The following is a 15,082-nucleotide window of genomic DNA, read 5'->3' on the forward strand; positions in this document are numbered from 1 at the left end:
GACGCGGCCCCACTGCTCGCGGAAGACCGCGTCGAGGGTCAGGACCCCTCCGTGAGGATCGGCCGGATCTCGACGGCCCCGCCCATGCTCGACGCCGGGACGATCGCGGCGACAGCGATCGCCTCGTCGAGGTTGTCGGCGTCGAGGAAGAAGTAGCCGCCGACCGCCTCCTTGAGCTCGACGAACGGGCCGTCGGTGGTCAGCGTGCGTCCGTCCTGGACGCGCACGGTGGTGGCCACGTCCGGGTCGGCCATCCGCTCACCGGCGGTGATGTTCGGGTTGGCGTTGATCGCGCCGTAGGCGGCGTAGACCTGGCCCTGCTCCTCGGGCGAGAGGGCGTTCCAGGCCTCGCTTCCCGGGACGGGCGTCGTGCCTTGATGGATCAGCAGCAGGTAGCGCATGTGGGCTCCTTGGCGGTTGGGTTCGAGGCTGAGACGAACGGGCCGGCCGGAAATCGACACCGCGTTCGTCGCCTCATCCGCGCACCCGGTAGCCCAGCGCGTCATCCCAGTGCAGCGGCCGGTCGCTGCGCGGCAGCGGCGCGTCGCCCACGCCGATCCTCGACCCGTGCGGCCCGCCCGGCGGGCAGATCGCGATGTAGCGCGCGTAGCCGCCCAGACCGCCCCGGAACTCGGGGTATCCGATCGAGATCAGGCAGCCGGTGGGCGGCACCTGGTCGAGGTTGGCCACGCCCTCGGCCTGCGCGTAGCCGTGGTGCATCAGCCAGGCCTCGCCCTCGAGCGTGGGCGTCGTGTCGGTGTCCAGCGGCTCGTGCCCGTGGAACAGGATGTGGCGCTTGAGCTGCAGGAACTGGATGGCCTTCAGCGACACGCCGGGGAACCGCGGATCGGCGGCCAGCGCCTTGGCCTTGGCCGGGTCGTCGGTCCACTGCTTCGACCAGTCTGAGCGGACCATCACCACCGACTCGGCAGGGATCCGGCCGTGGGTGCGCTCCCAGGCCTGGATGTCGGAGACCTGCAGGGCGTAGGACGGATCGCGCTCGACCTGGGCGACGATCGAGAGGACGACGAGCGGACGCACCGCGTACGTGGCGGGCAGCTCGTCGATGCTCGGGTACTCCGGCGCCCAGTGGGCCGGCGGATCCAGCTGCGTGCCGAACTGGTCGGTCGACAGGTCGTAGTGGGTGGCCTCGAACCCATCCTTGGCGTAGGTGTAGGGCTGACCGGTCTCGGGGTTGACCGACGGGCTGAAGCGCGACGGTCCGAACCCCTTCCACACGGGCATGCCGGGCGTGATCTTGTGCGTCAGGTCGATGTAGCGGGCCTGGCGCAGCACCCGGTCGTAGGTCGGCCACAGGCTCGTCGGGGCCGGGCCCCGCGCGGCGGCGGCGACGTCGTCGCGGCCGGTGTTGGCGCCCACCAGGTACCCGCCGGCGACCAGCCCGGCGATCGCGGCCCCAGCGGCGATCGTGCGTGCTCGCATGACGCGACGGTAACGCTCAGGCAGGCTGGGCCCAAGAACGGACATGGCGCAACCACGGCCCCATCCTCCCGGCGATCTGCGACGCATCGCCACCGACCCGGACGCCTTCGAGGCGTTCTACCGCGCGCACGTCGAGGCGGTGCAGCGATTCGTCGCCCGCCGCGTCGACGATCGCGAGCGGGCCGCCGACCTGACCGCCGAGATCTTCCTGGCCGCGATCGCCTCGGCCGGCGCCTATCGCGCCGGTCGCGGCACCCCGGTGGCGTGGCTGTTCGGCGTGGCCCGCAACGTCGTCGCCGACGACCGCCGCCGTCAGGGGCGCGAGCGCCGGGCCACCGGCGAGATCGTCGGCCGAAGGCTCCTGGACGACGACGACCTCGTCCGCCTGGAGGAACGCCTCGACGCCGCCGCCCGCTCGCGCGCCCTGTACGCGGCGCTGGACACGCTGCCCGAGCCCGAGCGTGCGGTGCTCGAGCTCGTGGCGGTCGACGAGCTGGCGGTCACCGAGGCCGCGGCCGCCCTGGGCATCCGCGCCGTCACCGCGCGGGTCCGCCTGCACCGCGCCCGGCGGGCCCTGCATGCGCAGCTCGCGCCCGCCGACATCCCCGTTCCCGCGACGACCCTGGAGGTCGCACCATGACGCCCGACCCGCAGGACCGCTTCGAGGCGCGACTGCTGACCCAGCTGCGCTCCCACATCGAGCACAACCAGCCCCAGGCGACGCCCGGCCGCCACCGCCGCCCGCCGCGGCCCTGGCTGCGTCCCCGACCGATCGCGGCGGCCGCCGCCGTCCTGGCCGCGGCCGCGGCGGCGATCGTCCTGGCCACCGGCGGCGACGGCGCCGATCCCGCCTACGCGGTCACGCCGCGCACCGACGGCAGCGTGACGGTGTCGGTCACGTCGCTGGACGACGCGGCCGGCCTCGAGCAGGCGCTGCGCGACGCCGGCGTCCATGCCGTCGTGCGGACCGTGCCCGAGGGCAAGATGTGCCAGCCGGCGGCGCCCAAGGCGGGCGCGGCCGGCGGCGGGGGCATGATGATCAGCGGGGCGACCAACGTCAGCGGCGCCTCGACGTTCACCGTCGCCGCGGACGGCATCCGCGACGGCGACACCCTGCTGATCACCACCAGCGGCGACGGGAGGGTCGGCCCGGCGGCGATCTCGTTCGCGATGGTCGACGGCGACGACCCGTCGTGCACCCTGGTCGACGCGCCGCCCCTGCCCGCCACGAGCGTCTCCCCCTGACGCTTTCGGCGCGCGGCGGTGGCCCCCGTCGCGCGCCGTCTATCGTCCGGCCCATGACCGACGTCTCCGCGCCGGCCGGACGCACCGCCTGGGCCCGCAACCTCGCCGCACCGATCCGCGGGTATCTGCACGCCGAGACCGGCGGCGCGGTGATCCTCATCGCGGCCGCCGTCGCGGCGATCCTGTGGGCCAACATCGACCGCGAGTCCTACGAGTCGGTGTGGACGACGCACCTGGCCATCTCGCTCGGCGACCACTCGCTGGCCACCGACCTGCGCGGCTGGATCAACGAGGGCCTGATGGCCCTGTTCTTCCTCGTCGTCGGCCTGGAGGCCAAGCGCGAGCTGGATCTGGGCGAGCTGCGCGAGCGCCAGCGCCTGGCCATCCCGGTGATGGCCGCCCTGGGCGGCATGGCCTTCGCCGCCGGGATCTACCTGATCATCAACGCCGGCGGCGACGGCGCCGCGGGTTGGGGCGCGGCGATCTCCACCGACACCGCGCTGGCGCTCGGCGCGCTGGCGCTGATCTCCCGCGGCCGGGCGATCCGCCTGCGGGTGTTCCTGCTCACGCTGGTGGTGATCGACGACCTCGTCTCGCTGGCCGTGATCGCGTTTGCCTACAGCGAGGACATCTCGATCGTCGCCCTGGCCATCGCGATCGTCCTGTTCGGCGTCCTCTTCGCCCTGCGCTGGGTGCCGGCCTCCTGGCGCGGCCCCGCCGCGGTGATCGTCGGCTTCGGCACCTGGCTGGCCATGTTCGAGTCCGGCGTCGACGCGGTCATCGCCGGCCTGGCCATCGGGCTGATCACCAGCGCCTACCCGCCCGAACGCGACACGCTGGAGCGCAGCACCGCGCTGACGCGCCTGTTCCGCGAGCAGCCCACGCCCGAGCTGGCCTACTCGGCCCGGGCCAGCCTGACCGCGGCGATCTCGCCCAACGAACGCCTGCAGTACCGGCTGCACCCGTGGACCAGCCAGGTGATCGTGCCGCTGTTCGCGCTGGCCAACGCCGGCATCTACCTCGGCGGCGGCGTGATCTCCGACGCGCTCACCTCGCCGGTGACGCTGGGCATCGTCGCCGCGTTCGTGATCGGCAAGCCGCTGGGCATCCTGTTCGCCGCGTGGGTCGGCACCCGCCCCGCGCTGGGCGGCACGCGCCTGACCGTGACCTGGCCCGCGCTGGTCACCGGCGCCACGGCCGCCGGGATCGGCTTCACCGTCTCGCTGCTGATCGCCACGCTGGCCTTCGACGGCACCCCGCTGCTGGACCAGGCGAAGATCGGCATCATCGCCACGGCGATCCTCTCCCCCGCGCTGTCGTTCCTGTCGGGCCAGGTGGTGCGCCGGTTGCCCGACGAGGTCCGGGCCCGTCAGCTGGGGAGCGTGGCCGAGACGATCATCGACCTGTCCGACGACGTCGATCCCGAGCGCGACCACATCCGCGGCCGGCTCGACGCGCCGGTGACCCTGGTCGAGTACGGCGACTACGAGTGCCCATACTGCGCCAACGCGCAGCCGACGATCCTCAAGCTGCTGGACCATCTGCCCGACGAGCTGCGCTACGTCTTCCGCCATCTGCCGCTGACCGACGTCCACCCCGACGCGCAGAACGCGGCCGAGGCCGCGGAGGCGGCCGGCGCGCAGGGCAGGTTCTGGGAGATGCACGACCTGCTGCTCGACGACCAGGCCGAGCTCGCGCCCGCCGACCTGTATCGCCACGCCGACGACATCGGCCTCGACCTCGACCAGTTCGCCGACGACATGCGCCGCCGGCGGTGGGGCGCGCGCATCGCCCAGGACGTGCAGAGCGCCGACGCCAGCGGCGTGTCGGGCACCCCGACGTTCTTCATCAACGGCCGCCGCCACCAGGGCGTCTACGACCTCGACACGCTGACCGCGGCGATCAAGACCGCGGTCCACGGTCCCGCCGGACGGGTCACCGCGGGCCGCTGACGCGCCGCACGATCCGCCCCCGCGGCGGTCCGACGATCCGCCCGTCGAGCGCGACCGTGTGGCCGCGCAGCACGGTGCGCACGATCCGGCCGTGCAGCGTGCGCCCGACGAAGGGGCTCAGGCGGTGGCGATCGAGCAGCTGGTCGCGCTCCAGGACGCTGGTGGCCTGGGGATCGACCAGCACGAGGTCGGCGTCGGCGCCGATCTCCAGCGCGCCCTTGGCCGGCGACAGGCCGAAGCGGGCGGCGGGCGCGCCGCACAGGAGCTCGACGATCCGGGTCAACGCCAGCCCGCGGCGCAGGGCGCCGTCGAGCAGGAGCGCCAGCAGCGTCTGGGCGCCCGAGATGCCACCCCACACGGCGAACGCGTCGGCGCCCGCCTTCATCGACGCCGGCGCGGGCGAGTGGTCGGTGGCCACGAGCGCGATCTCGCCCGAGGCCAGGTGCTCCCACAGCGCCTCGCGCTCGACCGCGGGCCGCAGCGGCGGCGCGCACTTGGCCAGCGCGCCGAGCGCGTCGGCGTCGTCCTCGTCGAGGACGAGGTAGTGCGGGCAGGTCTCGCAGGTCACGTCGACGCCGCGGGCGCGCGCGGCGGCGACCAGCGCGACCCCGGCGCCGCTGGAGACGTGCACGACGTGCAGGGCGCAACCGGTCTGACCGGCCAGGTCGATGGCCCGGGCGATGGCCTCGAGCTCCGCGCGCACGGGACGTGACGCGCGGTAGTCGCGCATGGTCAGGCGGTCCTCGGCCACCGCCTGGGCGGCCAGCCGCGCGGTCAGCGCGTCGTCCTCGGCGTGCACGGCGACGGGTAGCCCCAACGCCGCCGCGCGCGTCATGCCGGCGGCCAGCGTGGCCTCGTCGGCGGCGGCGAAGTCCGCGATGCCGCTGTCGGACATGAACGCCTTGAAGCCGACCACGCCGCGCTCGGCCAATCCCTCGAGCTGGTCGACGTTGCCGGGCACCAGGCCGCCCCACAGCGCGATGTCGACGGTCAGGCACCCGTCGGCCGCGGCGAGCTTCGCGTCGAAGGCGGCGGGGTCCACGGTGGGCGGCGAGGCGTTGAGCGGCATGTCGAGCGCCGTGGTCGTCCCGCCGGCGGCCAGCGCCCGGGTGCCCGTCTCAAAGCCCTCCCAGGCCGCCCGGCCGGGGTCGTTGAGGTGCACGTGGGCGTCGACCACGCCGGGCAGGACGAGCAGGCCGCGCGCGTCGATCTCCTCGATCCCGCCGCCGGCCAGCGCGGGACCGATCGCGGCGATGCGGCCGTCGACCACCCCGAGGTCGGCCTCGTCGCCGCGGACGATCAGGTCGAACGCGCTCACGCCGACAGCCCGGTCAGGAACCGCTCGAGCACGGCGATCGCCGCGCCCACGTCCTCGCGCTCGACGGACTCGTCGGGGTGGTGGCTGAGGCCGCCCGCGCAGCGCACGAACAGCATGGCGATCCCCGTCAGGTCGGCCAGCGAGACGGCGTCGTGGCCCGCGCCGCTGGCCAGGCGGACGACCGGATGCCCGGCGGCGGCGACCGCGTCGGCCAGCAGCGCGGTCAGGCGCTCGTCCACCTGCACCGCGGGGTTCTCCAGCCGCGTCGTCCAGGTCAGCGCCAAGCCGCGCTCCTGGGCGATCGCCTCGGCCGTGCGGCGCAGCGCGCCGACGGCGTCCTCGCGCACGGTGTCGTCGGCGTGGCGGACGTCGAGCGTCGCCGCGGCCGCGCCGGCGACGACGTTGGGCGCGCCCGGCTCGACGGCCAGACGCCCGACCGTGGCCATCAGCCCCGGCGTCGCCCGCCCCATCGCCTCCACCGCGAGGGTCCACTGCGCCGCCGCGGCCAGCGCGTCATGGCGCGCGGCCATCGGCACGGTCCCGGCGTGACCGGCCTGGCCGACGAAGCGCGCCTCGGCCCGGGTCGCCCCGGCGATCGCGCTGACCACGCCCAGCGCGACGTCGCGCTCCTCCAGCACCGGGCCCTGCTCGATGTGCACCTCGACGTAGCCGAGCAGCGGCTCGCCGGTCCGCGCGGCGCCGTCCAGGTCGTCCGGGTCGCCACCGAACGCCCGCAGCGCCGCGGCCATGCTCGTGCCGGACGCATCGGTCAGGTCCAGCAGCTCGCGGGGGAACGTGCCGGCAAACGAGCGGGACCCGAGGTATGCCGTGCCGAAACGCACGCCCTCCTCGTCGGAGAAGGCGACGACCTCGACCGCGAAGGGCAGCGCCGGACGGCGCTCGACCGCGGCCAGCGCCACGAGCACGCCGAGCGGTCCGTCGTACGGCCCGGCGTCGTGCACGGTGTCGAGATGAGAGCCCAGGACCAGCGTCGGGGCGCCGAACGTCGCGCTCTCCCGCCGCCCGATCAGGTTGCCCGCGGCGTCCAGGCGCACGGACAGGCCGGCCGCGCGCATCCACTCGCCCACCCGCTCGTGGGCCTGGGTCATCGCCGGCCCGGCGAACAGCCGCGTCAGCCGGCCGGGCTCGTCGCTGATCGCGGCCAGCTCGGCGCAGCGGTCGAGGACGACGTCGGCGGTCAACCCGTCAGCTGCCCCGATACACGGTGTAGGACCAGGGCGAGCAGAGCAGCGGGACGTGGTGGTGGGCGTCGGGGTTGGACACGACGAAGCGCACCGGCACCACGTCGAGGAAGCCCGCGCCGGAGCCGAAGTAGGCGCCGACGGCGAAGCGCAGCTCGTAGGGCCCCGCGCGCAGGCCGTCCTCCAGCAGGACGGCGCGGCCGTCCTCGCCGGTCACCACGGTGGCCAGCGTCGCGTCGGGATCACGCAGCTCGATCTCCACGCCGGCCGCGGGCCGGCCCTGGACGGTGTCCAGCACGTGCGTGCTCAGGCGGCTCATCGCTGCAGCACCAGGGTGATCAGGCCCCACGCCGGGAACGCGGCGGTGTAAGCGCCGTGACCGTCCGGGCCGGGGGTGGAGCCGGGCACCGGGTCGAACGTGTGGTTCTCGCCCCGGAACGCCACCTCCGACAGCGCCGGGAAGCGGGCCAGCAGCACGGTCCCCATCTCGTGCACGAGGTGCTGGATCGACTCGCTGACGAACGTGTCGAAGACCGACTCGATGACCGCGCGCACGTCGGCGGGCGCGACGTAGCGCGCGGGATCGCCGCCCACCGCGTCACCCGGGTCCAGATAGCGCCAGTGCACGTCCAGGTGGATGAACAGCGGCCGGTCGCGGCGTTCGGGGAGCGTCGTGTCGTCGTCGCGGGCGAACGCGGTGAAGGCCGAGCCGGTCGTCTTGAGCAGGCGCAAGCCCTCCAGCCCGGAGCGCGTCGCCACGCGCCGCACCGCTCCCTCGCCGCCACGCTCCAGGTGCAGCTCGGCCACGGCGTGGTCGGCCTCCACCCGCCGGAACAGCCGCTCGGTGAGCGCCTCGAACCCCAGGTCCTCGGCCCGCAGGGCCAGCCCTTCCATCTCCGGGTAGCTGTCCAGGAACGAGTGACCGAGCCGGTCCAGCAGCTCCTCCAGGCGCACGCCCTCGTACTCCAGCGCGCGGCGCAGGATCACGTTCTTCATCGTGTCGGTGGCCACCACCGCGGAGTTGTCGCCCTGCGTGTAGGCGGCGAGGAACCGCTGGCCCAGCACCTCCATCGACACCCGGCAGGCCAGCAGCCCCTGCGCGCTGACGCGCTGCACGGGCACTTCGAGCTTGCCGTAGCTGATCCGGGCCGAGGTCATGCGGCGAGGTCCTCCAGGCGCAGGCGCGCGATCCGGGCGATCTGGCCCAGCGCCGTCTGCTCTTCGGTGTCGGGGTCGTGGGCCACGCGCTCGCGCATCGCGTCGAGGATGCCCGCAACGTCGTGATCGCGAGCGCAGATGATGAACGGAAAGCCGAACCGCTCGCGGTAGGCGGCGTTCAGCGCGGTGATGTCGGCGAACTGCTCGGGCGTCAGGCGGTCCAGCCCGGCCGAGCGCTGCTCGCCGGTGGACTCGGCAGTCAGCCGGCCGGCGACGGCCGCCCGGCCGGCCAGATCGGGATGCGCGCGGATCAGCGCCAGGCGCTGCGCAGGGGGCGCGGCGTCGACCGCCGCCACCAGCGCGGCGTGCAGCGCGTCGAGGTCGGCGAACGGCCCGGCGGGCCAGGCCGCCTCAGCCACCCAGGGCGAGGCCTCGAAGACCCCGCCGAATCGCGCCACGAAGGCGGAACGGTCGAGATCGGCGAACATCAGGGCCCGGACCCTACCGGTACAGTTGCCGCGTCGACCGAGGACCGCTGCTGCACATCGTTCAGCCCACCAGCCTGGCCGAGGCGCTCGCCCAGCGGGCGTCCCACCCGGACGCGATGCTCCTCGCCGGAGGGAGCGCGGTCGTGCCCGCGCTGACCCGCGGCGCGTCCCCGGCCGTGCTCATCGATCTGACCCGGGTTCCCGAGCTGACCGGGCACGACGACGACGGCGACGGCGTGCGGATCGGCGCCGCGCTGACCTATCGGCGCGCGATCGACGAGCTCGGCGCCGCGCTGCCGGGACTGGCCGCCGCGGCGCGCACCGTCGGATCGCGCCAGCTGCGCAATCGCGCCACGCTGGGTGGTGCGCTGGCCCTGGCCGATCCCTCCGCCGACGTGCTCGCCCCGCTCGTCGCCGCCGGCGCGCAGATCGAGCTCACCGGTCCGGGCGGATCGCGCCGGGTGGCCGCCGAGGCGTTCGTGCGCGCACCGGGGGATCCCGACCTGCGGCCCGACGAGCTGCTGACCGCGCTGCTCGTGCCGATCGGCGCGGGACCGGTGGCCTACGCCAAGACCGGCGCCCGCAACGCGATGGCCCGGGCGATCGTCGGGGTGGCCGTCGCGCTGGATCCCGTGGCCATCGCGATCGTCGGCGCGGCGCCCCAGGCGGTGCGCGCCCCCGCGGCCGAGCGGCTCCTGCGCGACGCCGACCGCGGCGCCGCACTGCCCGCTGGGCTGCTGGGCGAGCTGCGCGACGCGGTGGCCACGGCGATCGTCGCGCCGCTGACCGATGCGCGGGCCACCGGGGCCTATCGCCGGCACGCCGCCGGCGTCCTGGCCGCGCGCGCGGCCACCCGCGTCTGGAGCGCCACCGGATGACGCTGCGCCTGACCGTCAACGGCGCCCCGCACGAGCTGCCCGACGACGCGGGCGGGCGCTCGTTGCTGCGGGTGCTGCGCGAGGACCTCGGCCTGACCGGGACGAAGAACGCCTGCGAGGAGGGCGAGTGCGGCTCGTGCACCGTCTCGATCGATGGCGAGACCGCCTGCGCCTGCCTGGTGCTCACCGCGCAGGTGCGCGACGCCCGGATCGAGACGATCGAGGGCATCGACCACCCGCTGCAGCAGGCCTTCGTCGACGCCGGCGCCGTGCAGTGCGGCTTCTGCACGCCCGGGCTGATCATGGCGGCCCGCGACCTGCTGCGCCGCAACCCCGACCCGACGGAGGACGACGTGCGCGACGGACTGTCCGGCAACCTGTGCCGCTGCACCGGCTACACGAAGATCGTGCAGGCGGTCCTCAGCGCGGCGGAGGCGAGCCGGTGATCACCGTCATCGAGGGCGCGGCGATCGCCACCGTCGACGAGGCCCGCACCGAGCACGCCGACGGCCACCTGGTCTGCCGGGACGAGCGCATCGTCGCGGTCGGTCCCGGCGCGGCCCCGCCGGCCTGGACGCAGCAGGCCGACCGGCGCATCGACGCGCGCGGCTGCCTGGTCACGCCCGGCTTCGTCAACTGCCACCACCACCTCTACCAGTTCGCCTTCCGCGGTCTGGCCCAGGAGGCGACGCTGTTCGAGTGGCTGGTCGCGCTGTATCCGGCCTGGGCCAACATCGACGCGGGCGTGGTCGACGCGACCGCCCGGGCCGGCCTGGGCGCGCTCGCCATCTCGGGCTGCACGACGAGCACCGACCACCACTACATCTTCCCCCGCGACGGCGGCGACCTGCTGGCCGTCGAGATCGAGGCGGCGGCGGCGATCGGCGTGCGCTTCCATCCGTGCCGGGGCGCGATGGACCTCGGCGTCAGCCACGGCGGGCTGCCGCCCGACCACATCGTCGAGGACCGCGACGCGATCCTGTCGGCCTACGACAGCGCCCTGCAGCGCTTCCACGACCCGGCGCCGGGCGCGATGACCCGCATCGCGCTGGCCCCCACCTCGCCGTTCAGCGTCACCCCCGAACTGCTGCGCGAGACGGCCGAGCTGGCCCGCCGACGCGGCGTGCGCCTGCACACCCACCTGGCCGAGACCGTCGAGGAGGAGGCGTTCTGCGTCGAGCGCTTCGGCCGCCGCCCGCTGGACTACCTCGACGACTGCGGCTGGCTGGGCGACGACGTGTGGATGGCCCATTGCGTGCACCTGGACGCCGGCGACGTGCAGCGCATGGGCCAGACCGGCACCGGCGTCGCCCACTGCCCGTCCTCCAACGGCCGGCTGGGCGCGGGCATCGCGCCGATCCGGGCGCTGCTGGACGCGGGCGCGCCCGTCGGGCTGGGCGTCGACGGCGCCGCGTCGTGGGAGGCGGGCGAGCTGGCCGCCGAGCTCAAGAGCGCGCTGCTCATGGCCCGGGCGGTGGGCGGCCCGCGCGCCCTGGCCGTGCGCGACACGCTGGAGCTGGCCACGCGCCACGGCGCGCGCTGCCTGGGCCGCGAGGACGAGCTCGGCCACCTCAGCATCGGCGCGCTGGCCGACGTGGCCATCTGGCGCCTGGCCGACGACCCCGGCTACGCGGGCATCGCCGATCCCGTGGCGGCGCTGGTGCTCGGTCCGGCCCGCCCGGTGGACACGCTGCTCGTGCACGGCCGCGTCGTCGTCGACGGTCGCGAGCTGCGCACCGCCGACCCGGCCACGCTGGCCCGCGACCTGTCCGCGGCGAGCGCGCGGATGGCGGAGCTCGCCGCGTGAGCGTCGCGATGCGTCCGGCGGGGCGGGTCGGGGAGCGGCTCGTGCGCTCCGACGGCCAGGCCAAGGTGCGTGGCGCCTTCGCCTACTCCTCGGACCTGCGCGTCGACGGGATGCTGTTCGGCGCGACCGCGCGCAGCCCGCACCCGGCGGCGCGCATCCGCGGCATCGACACGGCGGCCGCCCGGGCCGTCGACGGCGTGCGCGCGGTGCTCACCCACGCCGACGTGCCCGGCCAGAAGCTGATCGGCTCGGTCCTGCCCGACCAGCCGGTCCTGGCCATCGACCAGGTGCGCTACCACGGCGAGCCGGTCGCGATCGTCGCCGCGGACGATCCGCGCACCGCCGCGCGCGCTGCCGCGCTGATCGCCGTCGACTACGAGCCGATCGCGCCGCTGACCACCGTCGAGGCCGCCCTGGCCCCCGACGCGCGGCCGCTGCATCCGGTCGGCAACGACCTGCGCACCGTGCGCATCCTGCACGGTGACCCCGACGCCGTCGGGCCGGTCGTCGTGCGCGGCCGCTACGCGGTGGGCAGCCAGGACCACGCGTTCCTCGGACCCGAGTCGGGGCTGGCCATCCCCGACGGCGAGGGCGGCGTGGAGCTGCACATCGCCACCCAGTGGCTGCACACCGACCGCGACCAGGTGGCCGCCGGCCTCGGACTGCCCCGCAACCAGGTCAAGCTCGTGCTGGCCGGCGTCGGCGGCGCGTTCGGCGCGCGCGAGGACCTGTCGATGCAGCTGCACGCCTGCCTGCTCGCGCTGGCCACCGGGCGGCCGGTGAAGATGGTCTACTCGCGCGACGAGTCCTTCGTGGGCCACGTGCACCGCCACCCGGCGTGGATGGAGTACGAGCACCACGCCGACCGCGACGGGCGCCTGCTCAACGTGCGCGCCCGGCTGTGGTTGGACGGCGGCGCCTACGCGTCGAGTTCGACCGCGGTGGTGATGAACGCGACGACGCTGGCCGCCGGGCCCTACCTGGTCCCCAACGCGCGGCTGATCGGCACCGTCGCGTACACGAACAACCCGCCCAACGGGGCGATGCGCGGGTTCGGCGCCGTGCAGGTGGCGATCGGCTACGAGGCGCAGATGGACCGCCTGGCCGCGGCGCTGGACATCGACCCGGTGGAGCTGCGCGCCCGCAACGCGCTGTCGGAGGGCGACGCGATGCCCACCGGGCAGACGGTGCGCGGGCCGGTGGCGATCCCCGACCTGCTCGAGCGCCTGGTGGCCGAGCCGCTGCCCGACGCGCGGGTGGCGCGGCCCGGCGGGGCGTTCGACGCCACCCGCGGCGAGGACGTGCGCCGCGGTGTCGGCTACGCCGCCGCCTACAAGAACATCGCCTTCTCGGAGGGCTTCGATGACTCGGCCGCCGCGCGCGTGCTCGTGCGCGCCGACGATGCGCGGGCCGCTGCCGTCGTGGAGATCCACACCGCGGCCACCGAGGTGGGCCAGGGCATCGTGGGCATGCAGGAGCAGATCGCCCGCACCGAGCTGGGCATCCCCGACGTCCGCGTGCTCGACGCCGACACCGCCATCGGGTCCGCCGGGTCGGCGTCGGCCTCGCGGCTGACCTGGATCGTCGGCGGCGCCGTGTTCGACGCGTGCGGCAAGGCGCGCGGCGACCTGCTGGACCGGGCGGCCGCGCGCACGGGCGCCGACCGAGCGGCGATCCGGCTGCACGAGGGCGTTGTGGTCCGCGACGACGGCACGCCGGTCGCGTCGGTGGCCGAGCTCGTCGCCGGCGCACCGGTCGAGGCGCACGCGATCTACCGCCACGCGCCGACGCATCCCGTCGACGAGCGGGGTCAGGGCGACGCGCACGCCGGCTTCGCCTTCGTGGCCCACCGGGCGGTCGTCGACGTCGACCTGGGGCTCGGGACCGCGCGTGTCGTCGAGCTGACCTGCGCGCAGGACGTCGGGCGGGCGATGAACCCGCTGGCGCTCGAGGGGCAGCTGGAGGGCGGCTCGATCCAAGGGCTGGGGCTGGCGCTCAGCGAGGAGCTGCTGATCGAGGGCGGCTACGTGCGCTCGCGCTCGCTGGGCACCTACCGGATCCCGACGATCGTCGACGCGCCGCCGGTTCACAGCATCGTGCTGGAGCTGGCCGACCCCGAGACGCCGTACGGGCTGCGCGGCGTGGGCGAGCTGCCGTCGCTGTCGTCGACCCCGGCGGTGCTGGCCGCGTTGCGCGCCGCCACGGGGCAGGCGCTGACCCGCGCACCGGTCCGCCCGGACCATCTGCTCGGTCTCGAGGAGGGCACCTGGTGAGCCCGGCGCCGCTGCGCGACCAGATCGAGGAGCTGGCCGGGTTCAACGACGACCCGGCGGCGGGCGGCATCACCCGCGAGGTGTTCACGCCGACGTACGCGACCGCGCTGGAGTGGGTCGCGCAGCGGATGCGCGATGCCGGGATGACCACCCGGCTGGACGCCTTCGGGAACCTGTGGGGCCGCTGGGCCGGCAGCGACCCCTCCGCGCCGCGCGTGGTCACCGGCTCGCACATGGACACCACGCTCAACGCCGGCAAGTACGACGGCGTGGTCGGGGTGCTCGGCGCGATCGAGGCGGTCCGGTCGCTGCGAGCCGACGGCTTCGAGCCGCGCCGCAGCATCGAGGTGGTGGCCTTCGCCGGTGAGGAGCCGCGGTTCGGCACCGGGTGCATCGGCAGCCGCGCGCTCGTCGGGGCGCTCGACGCCGACGACCTGCAGCGCCTGCGCGACCGCGACGGCGTCCGTCTGGCCGACGCGCTGGCCCAGGCGGGGTTCCCGCCCGAGCAGGTGCCCTCCGCCGCGCTGGTCGGCGCCGAGGTGCACGCCTTCGTCGAGTTGCACATCGAGCAGGGCGCGGTGCTCGAGCGCGGTGGCGAGCAGATCGGGGTCGTCACGGCGATCGCCGCGCCCCACGACCTCCGGCTGATCGTCCGCGGCGCGGCGGCGCACTCGGGCGCCACCCCGATGGACCTGCGCCGCGACGCGCTCGTCGGCGCCGCCGAGCTGCTGCTCGTGCTGGAGCGCCTGGCCCGCGAGTCGTCCTCGGGCACCACGGTGGGGACCGTCGGCGTGATCCGGGCCTTCCCGGGCGCGATCAACGTCGTGCCCGGCGAGGTGCACCTCGACGTCGACGTGCGCGACAGCGATCTGCAGGCGCGCGAGGCGGTGGTCGCCGCGCTGCTGGCCGCCGCACAGGAGATCGGCGCCGCGCGCGACCTGGCCGTCGACGTCGAGCCGATCGTCCGCGACACCCCGGTGCAGTGCGCGCCCACGGTGATCGACGCCGCCACCGCCGCCTGCGCGGAGCTCGGCCTGCGCCACCGGCCGATGACCTCGGGCGCCTACCACGACGCGATGATCCTGGCCGCGAAGGTGCCCGTCGGGATGATCTTCATCCCCAGCCGCGACGGCATCAGCCACCACCCCGACGAGTACTCCACGCCCGAGCAGGTCGACGACGGCGCCCGCGTGCTGGCGGGAACGCTCCGCCGGCTCGCAGCCGCCTGACGCCGCGACGCACGGGCCCCGCCGTTGCTTGTCACATTTGTGGTCCCCAGGCCGATGGATCCGACAAGCAACGGTTCCGGCGTGGCTCG

General features: G+C 75.0%; 15 protein-coding genes. 8 read left to right on the forward strand and 7 right to left on the reverse strand.

What is annotated here, in order from left to right; all coding sequences use genetic code 11:
• Positions 1-38: 38 nt before the first annotated feature.
• Both ACZ5UI_RS07510 and ACZ5UI_RS07515 read right to left on the reverse strand, forming a co-directional pair.
• The gene (locus ACZ5UI_RS07510; protein ID WP_464195826.1) at positions 39-401 is read right to left on the reverse strand and encodes a YciI family protein; all 363 of its coding nucleotides are present in this window, start codon (positions 399-401) and stop codon (positions 39-41) included.
• Positions 402-474: 73 nt separating this feature from the next.
• The gene (locus ACZ5UI_RS07515) at positions 475-1,443 is read right to left on the reverse strand and encodes a cyclase family protein (RefSeq protein WP_464195828.1); all 969 of its coding nucleotides are present in this window, start codon (positions 1,441-1,443) and stop codon (positions 475-477) included.
• A 43-nt stretch (positions 1,444-1,486) separates the two neighbouring features.
• Here ACZ5UI_RS07515 and ACZ5UI_RS07520 point away from each other — a divergent pair, with 43 nt between their 5' ends.
• From ACZ5UI_RS07520 to nhaA, 3 genes are read left to right on the forward strand one after another with little or no spacing between them, the layout of a single operon-like run.
• Positions 1,487-2,083, forward strand: coding sequence for an RNA polymerase sigma factor (locus ACZ5UI_RS07520; RefSeq protein ID WP_464195830.1), 597 nt, complete (start codon positions 1,487-1,489; stop codon positions 2,081-2,083).
• Positions 2,080-2,688, forward strand: coding sequence for a hypothetical protein (locus tag ACZ5UI_RS07525; RefSeq protein ID WP_464195832.1), 609 nt, complete (start codon positions 2,080-2,082; stop codon positions 2,686-2,688). Before ACZ5UI_RS07520 ends, ACZ5UI_RS07525 begins: the two co-directional genes overlap by 4 nt.
• Before the next feature lie 53 nt (positions 2,689-2,741).
• The gene (gene nhaA / locus ACZ5UI_RS07530) at positions 2,742-4,640 is read left to right on the forward strand and encodes a Na+/H+ antiporter NhaA (protein ID WP_464195834.1); all 1,899 of its coding nucleotides are present in this window, start codon (positions 2,742-2,744) and stop codon (positions 4,638-4,640) included.
• Here nhaA and allB read toward each other — a convergent pair.
• From allB to uraD, 5 genes are read right to left on the reverse strand one after another with little or no spacing between them, the layout of a single operon-like run.
• Positions 4,624-5,958: an allantoinase AllB gene (gene allB / locus ACZ5UI_RS07535; protein ID WP_464195836.1), complete on the reverse strand. Its 1,335-nt coding sequence runs from the start codon at positions 5,956-5,958 to the stop codon at positions 4,624-4,626. The genes nhaA and allB overlap by 17 nt on opposite strands.
• Positions 5,955-7,160: an allantoate amidohydrolase gene (locus ACZ5UI_RS07540; protein WP_464195838.1), complete on the reverse strand. Its 1,206-nt coding sequence runs from the start codon at positions 7,158-7,160 to the stop codon at positions 5,955-5,957. Before ACZ5UI_RS07540 ends, allB begins: the two co-directional genes overlap by 4 nt.
• Before the next feature lie 4 nt (positions 7,161-7,164).
• Positions 7,165-7,479 (reverse strand): hydroxyisourate hydrolase, encoded by a 315-nt coding sequence (gene uraH, locus ACZ5UI_RS07545; RefSeq protein ID WP_464195840.1) that lies wholly within the window; start codon positions 7,477-7,479, stop codon positions 7,165-7,167.
• Positions 7,476-8,318 (reverse strand): factor-independent urate hydroxylase, encoded by an 843-nt coding sequence (gene pucL, locus ACZ5UI_RS07550; RefSeq protein WP_464195842.1) that lies wholly within the window; start codon positions 8,316-8,318, stop codon positions 7,476-7,478. The genes uraH and pucL overlap by 4 nt, the downstream gene beginning before the upstream one ends.
• Positions 8,315-8,806 (reverse strand): 2-oxo-4-hydroxy-4-carboxy-5-ureidoimidazoline decarboxylase, encoded by a 492-nt coding sequence (gene uraD / locus ACZ5UI_RS07555; protein ID WP_464195844.1) that lies wholly within the window; start codon positions 8,804-8,806, stop codon positions 8,315-8,317. Before uraD ends, pucL begins: the two co-directional genes overlap by 4 nt.
• 116 nt (positions 8,807-8,922) lie before the next feature.
• On the opposite strand from uraD, the gene ACZ5UI_RS07560 reads away from it, so the two are divergent.
• The 5 genes from ACZ5UI_RS07560 to ACZ5UI_RS07580 are packed head-to-tail and all read left to right on the forward strand — an operon-like array spanning position 8,923 to position 14,993.
• Positions 8,923-9,684, forward strand: coding sequence for an FAD binding domain-containing protein (locus ACZ5UI_RS07560; RefSeq protein ID WP_464195846.1), 762 nt, complete (start codon positions 8,923-8,925; stop codon positions 9,682-9,684).
• Positions 9,681-10,130, forward strand: coding sequence for a (2Fe-2S)-binding protein (locus ACZ5UI_RS07565; RefSeq protein WP_464195848.1), 450 nt, complete (start codon positions 9,681-9,683; stop codon positions 10,128-10,130). The genes ACZ5UI_RS07560 and ACZ5UI_RS07565 overlap by 4 nt, the downstream gene beginning before the upstream one ends.
• Entirely contained in the window at positions 10,130-11,491 is a 1,362-nt protein-coding gene (locus ACZ5UI_RS07570; protein WP_464197778.1) for an 8-oxoguanine deaminase, read from the forward strand. The genes ACZ5UI_RS07565 and ACZ5UI_RS07570 overlap by 1 nt, the downstream gene beginning before the upstream one ends.
• Positions 11,492-11,499: 8 nt before the next feature.
• Positions 11,500-13,764, forward strand: a complete 2,265-nt coding sequence (pucD, locus tag ACZ5UI_RS07575; RefSeq protein WP_464197780.1) for a xanthine dehydrogenase subunit D — start codon at positions 11,500-11,502, stop codon at positions 13,762-13,764.
• Complete coding sequence (locus tag ACZ5UI_RS07580) at positions 13,761-14,993, forward strand: M20 family metallo-hydrolase (RefSeq protein WP_464195850.1); 1,233 nt, start codon at positions 13,761-13,763, stop codon at positions 14,991-14,993. Before pucD ends, ACZ5UI_RS07580 begins: the two co-directional genes overlap by 4 nt.
• Positions 14,994-15,082: the final 89 nt, after the last annotated feature.

It is taken from the genome of Conexibacter sp. JCM 18997 (assembly GCF_055391915.1).

Bases quoted from the DNA above. Each gene is read 5' to 3' on its own strand.
- ACZ5UI_RS07510 (WP_464195826.1), bottom strand. From the start codon at position 401: ATGCGCTACCTGCTGCTGATCCATCAAGGCACGACGCCCGTCCCGGGA.
- ACZ5UI_RS07515 (WP_464195828.1), bottom strand. From the start codon at position 1,443: ATGCGAGCACGCACGATCGCCGCTGGGGCCGCGATCGCCGGGCTGGTC.
- ACZ5UI_RS07520 (WP_464195830.1), top strand. From the start codon at position 1,487: ATGGCGCAACCACGGCCCCATCCTCCCGGCGATCTGCGACGCATCGCC.
- ACZ5UI_RS07525 (WP_464195832.1), top strand. From the start codon at position 2,080: ATGACGCCCGACCCGCAGGACCGCTTCGAGGCGCGACTGCTGACCCAG.
- nhaA (WP_464195834.1), top strand. From the start codon at position 2,742: ATGACCGACGTCTCCGCGCCGGCCGGACGCACCGCCTGGGCCCGCAAC.
- uraH (WP_464195840.1), bottom strand. From the start codon at position 7,479: ATGAGCCGCCTGAGCACGCACGTGCTGGACACCGTCCAGGGCCGGCCC.
- pucL (WP_464195842.1), bottom strand. From the start codon at position 8,318: ATGACCTCGGCCCGGATCAGCTACGGCAAGCTCGAAGTGCCCGTGCAG.
- uraD (WP_464195844.1), bottom strand. From the start codon at position 8,806: ATGTTCGCCGATCTCGACCGTTCCGCCTTCGTGGCGCGATTCGGCGGG.
- ACZ5UI_RS07560 (WP_464195846.1), top strand. From the start codon at position 8,923: ATGCTCCTCGCCGGAGGGAGCGCGGTCGTGCCCGCGCTGACCCGCGGC.
- ACZ5UI_RS07565 (WP_464195848.1), top strand. From the start codon at position 9,681: ATGACGCTGCGCCTGACCGTCAACGGCGCCCCGCACGAGCTGCCCGAC.
- pucD (WP_464197780.1), top strand. From the start codon at position 11,500: ATGCGTCCGGCGGGGCGGGTCGGGGAGCGGCTCGTGCGCTCCGACGGC.